Source organism: Vibrio sp. QJM3NY_26, from assembly GCF_057786005.1.
Genome location: NZ_CM173515.1, coordinates 2,761,412 through 2,773,922 on the forward strand (window position 1 = coordinate 2,761,412; position 12,511 = coordinate 2,773,922).

The 12,511-nt window shown below is 41.6% G+C and carries 14 protein-coding genes; 3 read left to right on the forward strand and 11 right to left on the reverse strand.

Going from position 1 to position 12,511, the window contains the following annotated elements:
* Positions 1-4: 4 nt before the first annotated feature.
* From AC3CH4_RS12140 to AC3CH4_RS12185, 10 genes are all read right to left on the reverse strand, one after another.
* Positions 5-1,225 carry an AAA family ATPase gene (locus tag AC3CH4_RS12140; protein WP_017084218.1) on the reverse strand — a complete coding sequence of 407 codons (1,221 nt, stop codon included), beginning with the start codon at positions 1,223-1,225 and terminating at the stop codon, positions 5-7.
* 24 nt (positions 1,226-1,249) lie between these two features.
* Positions 1,250-1,735 carry a TadE/TadG family type IV pilus assembly protein gene (locus AC3CH4_RS12145; RefSeq protein WP_488543013.1) on the reverse strand — a complete coding sequence of 162 codons (486 nt, stop codon included), beginning with the start codon at positions 1,733-1,735 and terminating at the stop codon, positions 1,250-1,252.
* Positions 1,735-2,172, reverse strand: coding sequence for a TadE/TadG family type IV pilus assembly protein (locus AC3CH4_RS12150; RefSeq protein ID WP_488543014.1), 438 nt, complete (start codon positions 2,170-2,172; stop codon positions 1,735-1,737). The genes AC3CH4_RS12145 and AC3CH4_RS12150 overlap by 1 nt, the downstream gene beginning before the upstream one ends.
* Before the next feature lie 2 nt (positions 2,173-2,174).
* The gene (locus tag AC3CH4_RS12155) at positions 2,175-3,443 is read right to left on the reverse strand and encodes a TadE/TadG family type IV pilus assembly protein (protein WP_017084221.1); all 1,269 of its coding nucleotides are present in this window, start codon (positions 3,441-3,443) and stop codon (positions 2,175-2,177) included.
* 16 nt (positions 3,444-3,459) lie between these two features.
* Positions 3,460-3,756 (reverse strand): hypothetical protein, encoded by a 297-nt coding sequence (locus AC3CH4_RS12160; protein WP_017084222.1) that lies wholly within the window; start codon positions 3,754-3,756, stop codon positions 3,460-3,462.
* A complete protein-coding gene (locus AC3CH4_RS12165; RefSeq protein ID WP_017084223.1) occupies positions 3,719-5,173 on the reverse strand; it encodes a type II and III secretion system protein family protein in 1,455 nt (484 codons plus the stop codon). The genes AC3CH4_RS12160 and AC3CH4_RS12165 overlap by 38 nt, the downstream gene beginning before the upstream one ends.
* An 8-nt stretch (positions 5,174-5,181) precedes the next feature.
* The gene (gene cpaB, locus AC3CH4_RS12170; protein ID WP_372157841.1) at positions 5,182-5,931 is read right to left on the reverse strand and encodes a Flp pilus assembly protein CpaB; all 750 of its coding nucleotides are present in this window, start codon (positions 5,929-5,931) and stop codon (positions 5,182-5,184) included.
* Positions 5,924-7,273, reverse strand: coding sequence for a P-loop NTPase family protein (locus AC3CH4_RS12175; protein WP_488526633.1), 1,350 nt, complete (start codon positions 7,271-7,273; stop codon positions 5,924-5,926). The genes cpaB and AC3CH4_RS12175 overlap by 8 nt, the downstream gene beginning before the upstream one ends.
* Positions 7,274-7,311: 38 nt before the next feature.
* Positions 7,312-7,842, reverse strand: coding sequence for an A24 family peptidase (locus AC3CH4_RS12180; protein ID WP_488526634.1), 531 nt, complete (start codon positions 7,840-7,842; stop codon positions 7,312-7,314).
* Positions 7,843-8,037: 195 nt separating this feature from the next.
* Positions 8,038-8,220 (reverse strand): Flp family type IVb pilin, encoded by a 183-nt coding sequence (locus tag AC3CH4_RS12185; protein WP_488526635.1) that lies wholly within the window; start codon positions 8,218-8,220, stop codon positions 8,038-8,040.
* Positions 8,221-8,414: 194 nt separating this feature from the next.
* On the opposite strand from AC3CH4_RS12185, the gene AC3CH4_RS12190 reads away from it, so the two are divergent.
* From AC3CH4_RS12190 to AC3CH4_RS12200, 3 genes are all read left to right on the forward strand, one after another.
* Complete coding sequence (locus tag AC3CH4_RS12190) at positions 8,415-9,158, forward strand: AraC family transcriptional regulator (protein ID WP_114633962.1); 744 nt, start codon at positions 8,415-8,417, stop codon at positions 9,156-9,158.
* A gap of 83 nt (positions 9,159-9,241) precedes the next feature.
* Positions 9,242-10,930, forward strand: coding sequence for an AMP-binding protein (locus tag AC3CH4_RS12195; RefSeq protein ID WP_017084229.1), 1,689 nt, complete (start codon positions 9,242-9,244; stop codon positions 10,928-10,930).
* A gap of 338 nt (positions 10,931-11,268) precedes the next feature.
* Entirely contained in the window at positions 11,269-12,174 is a 906-nt protein-coding gene (locus AC3CH4_RS12200; protein WP_488543015.1) for a LysR substrate-binding domain-containing protein, read from the forward strand.
* A 56-nt stretch (positions 12,175-12,230) separates the two neighbouring features.
* Here AC3CH4_RS12200 and AC3CH4_RS12205 read toward each other — a convergent pair whose 3' ends face one another.
* Positions 12,231-12,437 carry a DUF1127 domain-containing protein gene (locus AC3CH4_RS12205; RefSeq protein WP_171311777.1) on the reverse strand — a complete coding sequence of 69 codons (207 nt, stop codon included), beginning with the start codon at positions 12,435-12,437 and terminating at the stop codon, positions 12,231-12,233.
* Positions 12,438-12,511 lie beyond the last annotated feature (74 nt).

Here is a 12,511-nt window from a genome sequence, read left to right on the forward strand (position 1 = left end):
CCCATTATGAAAACAACTTTTTCAGCCACCCTTTCTCTTCCTGCTCTGGTGGTGAAAGAACATGAGATAAGTCGATGATAGAGCGAGTAATAGAGCTTTTTTTTCTCGACTGAACTAACGGCTGCCCCAAGTTGGCACTCTCTAGCGCGACTTTAAAATCATTTGGCATAAGGTGTATGTCGTGGTTGCCCACTGCTTGCTCAATGTCTTTCAACTTAATTGAATGTCGCTTTTCATAACGGTTGAGAATGACCTCTATTGAGTCACTTTGTAAGCCGTACTCAAATTTCAGAGATTTAATTAGTCGGCTTGTGTTCTTTACTGACACTAAGCTCTGTTGCAAAACCAAAAGTACTTTAGTCGCAGGTGATATTGCTGATGCAAATACGTGATCTAAGCCTCTAGATAGGTCAATGATCACATAAGGGTAGAAACGACGCAGAATTGGAAGTAATCTGCCAATTTTCTGAGCCTGCTCGAAATCATCAGCGTTATTTTCATGTTTAAAGCTTAGAACATGAAGACCTGATTCGTGTTTATTTACCAAAGAGCCCAAAGACATTTCATCCAAATCATTAGAACTGTTGATCGCATCAGAAACGCTATAAGTCGGTACTATGTTCAAATAGTCTGGAATCACGCCAAACTGAAGATCGATATCGAGTAAAAGAACTTCATTAGGATGTTGAGTGGCCATCTCAATGGCAGTATTTAACGCCAAGGTGGTTGCCCCCATCCCTCCTTTGGTGTTCAAAAACAAGATAAACTCTCCGTAACTGGAGTTCTCAAGCTTTTCGGAAGCGGTTTTCTTCAATAATGGAAGTAAGTCCGATAGAGTCACATTGTGAGACAGAAAATCTGAAGCCCCTAAGCGAAGTGCGATTTTTAGTGACCCATTATCACTTTCATCACCAAGCACAACTAAAGACAAATCCTTGTCTTCTAAAGACAAATCATACCCTTGCAACTCAACCATTTTTTGAGCCCAATTCCCATTAGCTTCAACGAAAATAAGCTCTGGGACATCTGCACTTTTTAAGTATTCTTCACTCATTGCCGCAAGAGAAAATGACGTTACATGAACATTTCGGCATTTTTTTAGCTCTTGACTCATATGTGAATGAAAGGCGTCAGTGCTATAGACTAACCAAACCTTTAGGTTCGTTCTTAAACGCGTCATATCTTTATCGTTTTCATTAGGCGTTATTTTGATCGCTTCCCCCATACCGCTACTCCTGTAATAAATAACTTATGGACACCGATTCCTTTTTTCAGAGTCCGCCCTAACCACACCCAAGCTTTCAGCTGGTAATATTGTTTCAAACGCAGGGGCAGCAAGAAATCCATTCTCTCCTAGAAAGCTTAGGTTACTGATTAACTGAATGCCATAACCCGTAGCGCTAGCACGTACAAACTTAATACTGCCAAAGTTAGCTTCAAAATCAGAAGCAACCTCTCCCCCGCTCGCGTCTAAGTAAGCCACTTCTAAGTTAGCATTAGTAAATCCAACAAGAGGAATATCATCCACCACCATTCCCGCAATATTGTCTCTATCTAGGACGTAACATACCGTCGCTAACCTAGCAGCCTTCCTAGTCGCTTCACTGACCATTTGCAGCGAAAATATATAGGCACCTAACGCTAAAATGAGGAAGAGCAGCAGAAAAATTAATGATGAGACCAAAGTGAACTCAATAATGGCAAGCCCTTTGGTTCGTCTTTTAAGTCTTATCATCACAGCACCCTCATCACTGAAGTCACACTTAATGGAACAGCAAAACTCTCATTCGAAAAAGGGATAGACAAAAAGAGTGGAACATAATCATACGTCACACTAACTCGTACATAACTGTCGCCTGAAGGCGGGGTTACGGTCACATCCGATGTCGTCAATGAAGATAATACAGCTGTTCCTGCGCTTCCTGCGCTGTTCTGACCATAGACCACGACATTCTGAATTTCAGACGTCGGTGCGATGGTTCCACCAATGGTTCCATACACTTCACTAACCGCATAACGAGCGCCATTCTGCACTGACTTCGATATCACATTGTAATGAACAAGAATATTGCCAAGCTCTAGAACTAAGACTAGAAAAAACAGTAAAACGGGAGTCGCGATGACCATCTCTACGGCAGCAAACCCCTGTTGAAATTGATTAGATGGCTTCATGATCAAGATTCCCCACTATTGGGGTCCTTATACAGAACAATCTTATAAGTCCCTTCCGTTGTCGACGTTGTACTACCAGATCCACCAGCAACACTGCAAGAGTGGATAAACTCACCAAAAACGGCGGGTGTACCTGAGTTGTTAGTAGGAGCTTTTTGTAACAAGAAAAAGCAGCCAATTTTGTTTACGGTAAAGTCAGTTGCACCACCACTTTTACCTGAGCAATCAACCATAGGAATGGGTAAAATACGACGCCAAGCAACACCATTAGATGCACACCCGGAACCACCGTTTGCTATACAGGCGTTGGTATCTGACTCATATTGAGCATAGGTATAACTTCCGTCAGAATCTATCTCTCCCGTACCTGCATCAATCGTTATTTCATTGGTAGGTTCTGTGGTTACATAATCTGAAGGGTAATCGGATGCCGATAAGCCACCACCATAATCGCCAAAACGAGTATTCAAACCATCGCCTGTGGGGCCAACCGTGCCACCAGGTTTCGTCGTGATATCTTCACCAATTTTGACTGGCTGGTCATAGCTACCACCTAAACCTTCTTTGACGGTTTTACCACCGGAACCGAAATCCAACAGATGATAATTACCGTTGCCCATTTCTGACAAGCTACTGTCACCCACCTTCAATGCGTGGACCGTTCCGACTTCATAGCCAAAGACATTAACTATCTCTTCGCCTGTCACATCGTGATAGCCATCTTCTGGGTCAATATCGTTATCCGAAGTGCCATCACCAATACACACCCCAATGGGTACAACGTTATTAACTACATCTTGCCCAGAGCTTGGCCCAGCAACGGCACTTGCCGATACTTCCTTATCAAGACCAAACATATGAATGAAAAATTCATCCATCTCTAGTGCATCTACGCGAACTCGCACATAAACATCATCACTTGCACCGAACGTCGCCGTGCCAGTAAAATCTTGTGGGTCATTCGAATAATCAATGCTTATAGAAGCGGTCGAGAAATCAATTTCTTGGTTCCCTGTTGAAGCCGCCATGGCATTGAGCGCCGTACCGACTTCTGCATCCACCGCGTCTTTATCTTTGCTATTGTCTAATATGGTTGCGGCAGCCAGCGCTGCAGAATCAACCGCATTTTGTAAACGCGTTTTATTTACAACCATATGGTTTATGTCTACAGCTAGCGCTGAGACCGCTAGAAAAACCAACAAGGCAGCAGTAATCATCACCACAACTAAGCCTTGTTGTTTTTTAGGGCTTTGTGATACTCGATACAACATATGAGTACCTCCAGATTTAGTTAAAATCTTCTAAGATCTGGCTACTACTTCCGGACAGATCGTTTTCACCTCTGCCAACATATCTGTCGTAACCAGTCTGCATCCGCTCCCCTGTACCATCAGGTACTTCGAGTAAATTCTCTTGGGTAGCATTAGGGTTATACGTTTGCTCTGTTTTCACTAGTGCTACCGAATGCCCTAAACGAGCATCGTTCGCACAGCCAACTAATAACATTGCGAGAAAGATCATCATTATTTTAGTCATATCTATCCCCTTATAAATCATGCCCAAATGAGCCTTCGCTACCACCATCGGTCGGTGATATATCCTGTGAAGCTTGAGATTGCTCTGAATCAGATTCAGACGGTGCAGCTATGTAAGCACTTCGGCCTAACAAATAGTATTCCAAGTCATTAGGGTCCACAAAGGCATCAGTTGGCAGTGTTACTTTACTTCGATCCACCGGTTTGGCGAGTCGAGGCGTAACAAGAATGACCAGCTCAGTTTCTCCAGACACATACTCTTGACTATTAAAGAGCTGACCTAAAATAGGAACATCACCAATACCCGGCATTTTGTTGCTGACATCTCTGACATTCTCACTGAGTAAACCCGCAATACCGATTGTTTGGCCGTCGGCTAGCTCAAGTGTCGACGAGGCACTTCGTCTAGTGATTGGAGGGATAACATAAGTGGCATTTGTGCTACCAGGATCAATGGTCAATGAGCTGCTATTAGCTATCTCGCTAACATCGACCGCTAGATTTAAGTTGATTTTCTTATCACTGAGTACCGTCGGGATGAACTTTAAACCTACACCGTATTCTTTGTATTCAATGGTAATGCCATCTTCGTCTGGCACAGGGATAGGAAATTCACCACCGGCTAAAAATTCAGCCTTAGAACCACTTAATGCGGTTAAGTTTGGCTCTGCTAATACCTTAGCGACCCCGTTTTGTTTTGCTACGTCCAGTGCGAAAGTAAACAAGGTATTACTATCAATGAAAGAACCTAAAATACCGTAATCAGTAGAGGTAGGAATATTGAAAATTGGGGTTGCACCTAACACACCCGCAGGGACTGAAGACGCTCCCCAAGAAAAATCCGAACCACTTGTTTGGAAGAAATGAAAATTCGCATCAAACTTTCTTACCAAGCTTCTCTGAACCTCTGCAACCGTCACCTCTAACATGACTTGTTGAGCACCACCAATAGACATTAGGTTAATAACACCTGTCGCTGCAGCTTGCTCACTTCCGCTTTCTTTTGATTCATCAGCAGCCTGCCCTGACGAATAGGTTTCTGCGATTCGCATCGCCACATTCATTTGTTGTTGGTTACTCACTTGACCACTTAACAGTAAGCGATTCTGCGCACTATGCACCTCGATAGTTTCATCAGGAAGGAACTCATACAATTTAGCTTTGAGGCTATTTAGGTCATGAGTAACCTCAATATTAATCGACTCAATCAACTGACCTCGTGAATCCCAAGCCATCAAATTTGTTGCCCCTAATTTTTTACCAATTAAGAACAACTCATTAGATTTCAAAATCACAATGTCTAAGACTTCAGGATCACCAAGAGAAACCTTCGCCGCTTTTCCCGACAGCACCACATGCGTAGATTTGTGATGTGGAACCGTGACCGTTTTTCCCGTCTGTAGTGCAGCAACACTGGCTGCCGAAAAACAAATCAGACTAAAAACACACGCTAATAATATTTTCATATCTCACCTCAATCCTTGACGCGCACACTAGATGTTTCTGTACCTTTGATAATGGTGACACTTGGTCTAGGCACATATCGACGAACCACTTTTTTCTCTACTTCGTGTGGGTTTCTCAAGGTCAGCTGAATACTGCCTTTGCTTTTAGCCGTGAGAAGCTTCTCGGCCTCTTTCGGCGTCATCTCAAGAGTTACCGCTCGTACAATAATCGGACTGTTTTCCTTCGTTTTAGCCGTTTGGTCTACAGCCAAAACCTTAATATCTTTAAGAACTGTTTGAGTCGCTGCAGAATTTTTTCCGTAAGAAACGGTATTGAGAATATCAACCTTATTACCCGGTAATAAGAAACCTGCCACACCAATAACATCATCAACTCGTATCGTTACCGCACGTTTATTTTCAGGGATAAGAGCAGCCAATGTTGACCCTTCTCCTGGTACAGTAAATCGTAACTTGTGAAGCACCTCTCCGGCATAGATAGTATTCGCAACAACCTTGCCAATCAGCTCCGCTTTATCTGAATAGTTATTTTCATTAATCCAATCAACTTCCATCAACTTGGTGGTTAAGAACTGATCCTCGATAATGGTTCCGGCTTCAATTTCTTGTGACGCCACAACAACGGGGTGGCGCTCGATCGTTTCAACTTCAACGGTTGGCTGAACTTGATCATCCATCCACTGCTTAGCAAAAAATACAGCCGCTAAGCCGAATACTACGGACAGTAAAAACAGTAGGAAAACTTGACTCTTATTCATTATTCTCTTCCTCGTGTCCATCAGAGGTAAAATAGACTTCCCATGCCATGGAAAGAATATCGAATGTGATAACAGGTGGGAGTTGCTCAAACGAAAGAATGTCTTTACTTATACCAACGAGATCTTTCGGTAAACAAGGGAAAAGTGGCACCTTGAGAAGCGTGTGCATTTGAGACAAACGCTCAAAAAAACCATCTTGAAGCTCTACCTCTTTATCAGCGACGACGCTCATCCATAAAGCTTCATAATCTCGCTGATTCAGCGGCTTGAATTCAATTTTGTAACCTAAACGACGTAAAAATGCAGGATCGCTTATTTTCTTGGGATTTAAGTTGGTAGAAAAGGCAAGCGTTAGAACAAACGGCATCGTGATTTGCTGGCCGTTAGGTAACGATAAATAATCAAAGGAATATTCCATAGGTACAATCCAACGGTTAAGAAGCGCATCCACAGGCATGGGCTGTCGACCAAGATCATCAATGATAAAAATCCCATTATTCGCCATCATTTGCACTGGAGCTAACCAGACACGACTGTTCTCAGAATGATTCACTTCAAGCATATCCATAGTGAGCTCTCCACCCACCTGGATATTTGGCCTTTCACAATTAAGCCAGCGCTTGTCGTATTGATCTTTGAGGGAAATACGTTTATCGCTGCCGTTGTTATCTAACGGTTTATGATGTTGTGCAGAAAACACTTTAATGATGTTGCCTAATGCATAAACGGCATAAGGAATGAAAACAGACGTATGCAGCGCATTGACAATACGTGAAGCTACAAATGTTTTACCAGTCCCCGCATGCCCATACAGCAACAAGGCACGCCCAGAATTGATTGCAGGCCCCAATACCGAAATCATTCTATCGACACCATATACATCATTCAGTGCTGCTTCGACATGTGGCCGAGTCACTAACTCTACTCTTAGATCTTGCTGCTTTACCACATCACTATATTGAGTAAGTGAAACAGGTGCGGGGCCTAAATAAGCATCACGTTTAAAGGCAAGATCAGCATCTTCAAGTCCTTTCTCAGAAAGGGAGTAGCGGACGTGGCTATGAGATGTCGATGAGAGAGAAAGGTTAGAGGTTGGTTGAAAAACTTCAATCAATGACTTTGTTCTCAACACAGCCAACGCACTTTCAACAATATGTGTCACAACACACAAATAGTTAGAAAGCTCTAAAACATCCGACTTGGGATAGGCTGATAGGTGCTTCAGCACAAGGTTTTCAATAACGACTTCAGGAACACCCAGCATATCAATAGATGTAGGTACGGCTGGAGCTGAAATTTGAGGCTTCAAAGTTGTTGGAGCAGTACGCCCTATAATATCCATATATTATTCCTCTCCATAAGAACTAGCCAACAACATTTTTAAGTAAAGTAACTATACATAGCCAATCCTATAGCAACAGAAGGTGCAAAAGGCATCGTTACTTTATTTGAATACCTAGCGTGCAAACTCGCACTTTCATCTAATACTGGTGCAACTCCACCAAGCACAATTAACTTGTTTTCAAAATAGCCTTTGATACTAAGATTGTTCGAGTTGGAAAAGTTATATAGCAGGTAGAAAGTCCCAATCACTCCAGAAGAAAGTAAGATAAAGTACGACGCATCAAGTAATTGTCCCCACCCGAGATACATCCCTGCAATACCTAATAGCTTCACATCTCCTGCAGACATAGCTCTTAAAAAATATAAGAGTAATCCAAAACAAAAAAACGCCACGAATCCAACGAAGGACATTAAGAAAACGTCAAAGGTATAATTGCGGTTAAACATTGATAAAAAATACACAAACAAAAACATAATCAATATTTTGTTTGGTATGCGATGTTTCTCAACATCGCATACCGAGACTGCAATTAATAACACCCAAAAAGCAGAAGGTTCATTAATCATATATTCAACTCATATACTAGATAGAACGCTCTGGAGTTTATTGAACAAGGCTGTTCCCATCCCAGAAAAGACTAATACAATAAAAAGAACAAGCGAGGCTGCACCTATCACGTACTCAACAATTGTCAACCCTGCTTGCTTTGTCATGCTTTTAGTATTCATAGCGAAGCCATCCGTCACAGTTACGCGAAGCCACTAGGTACCATCACCAATATTTCCAATAATAGTATTCAGTTTGGCTGAAAGTTGTGTGCCTAAACTTGTAAATACGGTTGTTATAGCGAGAACCAACAACGCTGCACCGATTACATATTCGACAACTGTCAACCCTTCTTCATCATTCATGAATTCTTTACAATTATTCAAAAACTTATCCATGAGAACCTCTCCTTGATTTACGTATCAGGCTTTGTTTACCTGTAAACTAAATCTAGAGGTGAGAGATATATTCGGTTAGGATTTTTTTGCCATTCACTTGCACTTTTTTGTGGTACTTCTAATCTAATTGTTACGTATAGTAATTTAGCTAAATTTAAACCCACATTTAAATATGAAATAGAGTTGGTATTTATATGAAAGTAGTAACACCTTTATTATCAGATAAGGATAGCGACTTTAACGCTGTTATTATCAATAAAATAAGCCACTACTTTCCTATTGAAAACTTTGGACAAGATATATCTATAATCAGTAACTTAGATGTAAGGTTAGTGTTTTTCATATTGAATAAGCCAGATAAACTTCAACTACTTACAATGGCTTTAGCTATTTGCGAGAACCTAAATAAAAGAATAGTTCTTATTTGCTCAGACCCGTTACCTAATATCGTTCGAAATCATAAGAATATATTCTTTATTATCGAAACAAACAGTAAACATCTGACCAGTACATTCGAAGAACTTAAGAGTAAAACACAGCATATCTTCGAGCCTCATTTTGATCTCGACCGAGATACAAACAACAACAATCAATTACCTGCAAAGTTGTTTACCTCTGAAGTCGTTAACTTTGTTATGGACAACATCAACAAAGAAATCAGAGAAACAGAAATCGCAGAAAAGTGTCATTGTTCAACAACCTACTTTTCTAAGAAGTTTCATCTACACTTTGGGGTAAGCTTTAGAGACTTTGTGTGCGATAAACGAATCCTGTTAGCCAAAAAGTTAATCGAAGCCGATACCGAATCAAAAATAGCTGTTATTTCTTACCAATGTGGATACAAGGATGTGTCGTATTTTTCAAGAATCTTTAAGAAAAGGACCGGAGTAACACCCGCAAGTTACAGACGTGCCTGCACGGATAACAGAAAACGCTAATTTTACTCCCTAAAAGAAAAAATCATGGTACATTTAACATGATTTTAACAAAAATAACTTAGCGAAAAACATGGAGTTAGACAATGATTCAGCCTAACGAGTTTAGCCAAGAAAAAGCAACAGCTCTCCCTACACCCAATGACATGATTTTAAAATGGGCAGAAGAACGCCCAGATGAAGTCTATTTAAAACAAATCATCAACCGCCAATTTGTTGAATTTACTTATAAAGAAGTGGCCGACAAAGCACTAAAACTGGCGTCAGCATTAGAAGGACTCGGAGCCCAACCCGGCGATCGAGTCGCTCTCGTTTCAAAAAACTGTGCAGAGTGGTTTATCTGTGATCTTGCCATGATGTTAGGAGATTTTGTCAGCGTCCCAATCTTTCCAACAGCGGGTGCAGACACTATTCAATACTGTATTGAACACAGTGAAAGTAAGATTGTAATTGCAGGTAAGCTTGATGATCCTAAAGCCACTCAAAAAGTACTCGATGATAATCCGAGTCTAATTAGTATCTCGTTACCCTACGATACTGCCGCTAAGTGCCAGCACACTTTTGAGCAACTTATCGAGACACATGAACCCTCAACCAAACGACCTCAGCATCACGATGATAAGCTGATGTCGCTTGTGTATACTTCGGGTACGTCTGGATTACCGAAAGGCGCAATGCTCACGTATGGTGCCTTTACATGGTCAGTTCAGAGGTTAATCGATCACATTGGTATCCAACCCGGCGATCGCCTGTTTTCTTATCTGCCGCTTGCTCATATAACCGAACGAGTGTACATCTTTGGTTCTTCAGTGATGGGTGGGGTGGTTACTGCTTTCCCTGAATCTTTAGACACATTTATTGATGATGTAAAAATGCATCGTCCAACTTTGTTTATTTCAGTTCCTCGTTTATGGACTCTATTCCAACAACGAATCCAAGATAAGCTTCCACAGAAAAAACTGAACTTCTTACTTAAAATTCCGTTCGTGAATAACCTCATTAAGAAGAAACTGGCTGATGGTCTGGGGTTAGACCAAGCTCGCGTTCTTGGCTGTGGCTCAGCTCCGGTATCACCAGCTCTACTTGCATGGTATGAGAGTGTTGGCCTACACATTACCGAAGCTTGGGGAATGACTGAGTCTTTCGCCTACAGCACGATTAACCACCCGTTTAGAGCAGACAAAATTGGCACTGTAGGTAATGCTGGTCCGGGCATTGAACTCAAAATTGCAGAAGACGAAGAGATTTTAGTTCGAAGCAAAGGCATGTTCTCTGGTTATTACAAAAATGACATTGCAACTCAAGAATCTTTTAACTCAGAAGGTTGGCTTCATACGGGCGATATTGGTGATATCGACAGCGAGGGCTATTTAACGATTCGTGGGCGTAAGAAAGATACCTTTAAAACCGCGAAAGGCAAGTTTGTCGCTCCTGTACCAATCGAAAATAAACTCTTTGAGTACAGTCGTGTCGAAATGATGTGTTTGATAGGCTTAGGCTTACCTGGCCCTATCCTGCTCGTAGTACCGCATGACTTCCCTAATTTTGATCGGGCTCGTTACGAAAGAACAAGCAAACGCGTCATTGAAAAAATGAACGAACAGTTAGCTTCGCACGAGAAGATCAAAGGCGTACTGATGATTAAGGAACCATGGAGCATCGATAATGGTGTTCTTACTCCAACTCTCAAGATAAAGCGACACATCCTTGAGCAGAAATACCATGAAGTCGGTCATAACTGGCCGAAAGATAAATTGGTAGTTTGGGAAGAGTAATCAAAATAGAGAAGGAGCCTGTACGGCTCCTTTTTTGTAAGCTCAACTTATAGGTATTTAGTGTAATCAGCCGCATCATTGCTCCCATAGTCCAGACCGATGTCCTCCCTCATTCGACTGCTCAGCGTTTCCGAACTAATAACTTGTCTCGATTTAGCCGTCTTACTCATCTTGGTTATATCATTAACTTTAAGCATCTGATTAACAAATCTGCCTACCCAACAGGTTATTGTTTTCATTTTCTCTCTCTTGTATTCCTTGTTTATTTGTCGCTATTATGGAAATAACCTGTTCGATAAGCGAACAACCATTGTTAACAAGGACTATAAGCTGAGATTATGGACAGTAGACTGCGCCACCTTTCTGGTCTCCGTTATTTTGAAGTTGCAGCACGCTTAAATAGCTACAGTAAAGCTGCTGAAGAACTGTTTGTTAGCCAAGCTGCTGTCAGCCAAAAGATCCGTCAGTTAGAAGTACAACTAGAGTGCAAGCTGTTCATTAGGAAAGGGCGTGAAATGGCATTAACTCAAAAGGGGCGGACTCTCTTCCAACATGTGTCGGGCGGGTTCAAAGAGATCGTCGTAGGGTTAAACAAGATTCAGTCTGAACCTTTGCAAGGTGTTATCGTTGTTCGAAGTCCTCCCTCTTTTGCATCACGTTGGTTGCTGCCGAGGCTTTGGAAATTCTCAGTCAAGCACCCTGAGATTCCAATCAAGATCCTTACAGGGTGTGACACACCAAATCTAAAACATGGTGAAATTGATGTCGCGATTCGACAAGGGGAAGATCTATGTGTTGAGCAAGGTTTAGCACTTGAAGTACTGTTCAACGAGCCTCTATATCCCTTTTGCTCTCCCGAGCTCGCCAATTCTTTAAAATTTACATCACCAGAACAACTACTTAAGTGTTGGTTAATCCAATTTGAAGGCGGTTGTTTTCCTTGGGAAGAGTGGTTCAAACAAGCCAACATCTCAACTAAAACTAGCGCTATGCAATGGATGGAGGTAGGGACATTTGATATGGGGTTAACGACAGTGATGGCGGGTCATGGGGTTTGCCTAGCAACGGATAGCTTAGCCGGAGACTTTATAGAACGCGGCCTGCTTGTTAAACCGTTTAATATTGGGATGACACCTGGCGTTCAAGTTAACTTATGTTTTGATCCTAGCTCACCGAGAAAAGAGCGTATTGCGGCGTTTACTGAATGGCTACATGAAGAAGTTTCTGATATCTCAAAGATCTAACGTTGATTTTGGTGTAACTCTTCCTAAGAAGAAAGAGTTACGTCTGATCATCTGAATCACTCCCAAAACGATTTCTTCAGTTCTTTATCGACTTGATCCTGCGTAATCCCGACATCTATCAATAAATACTCTGGTAACTCAGACAGCTGCTTTCTGGTTCTACGATTCTGAAGATAACGCTCAAAGTTAGAATAGAATTTCTTAACTGATAATGATGAAAAGAATGCTTGATGACTATTTGTTCCTGCAGTTATCGTATTCATAACCTTTCCCCTATTGATTATCTGCTTTGTTATGGTCAATAATCGACCAATAACGTACTTGCGACAAACGATAG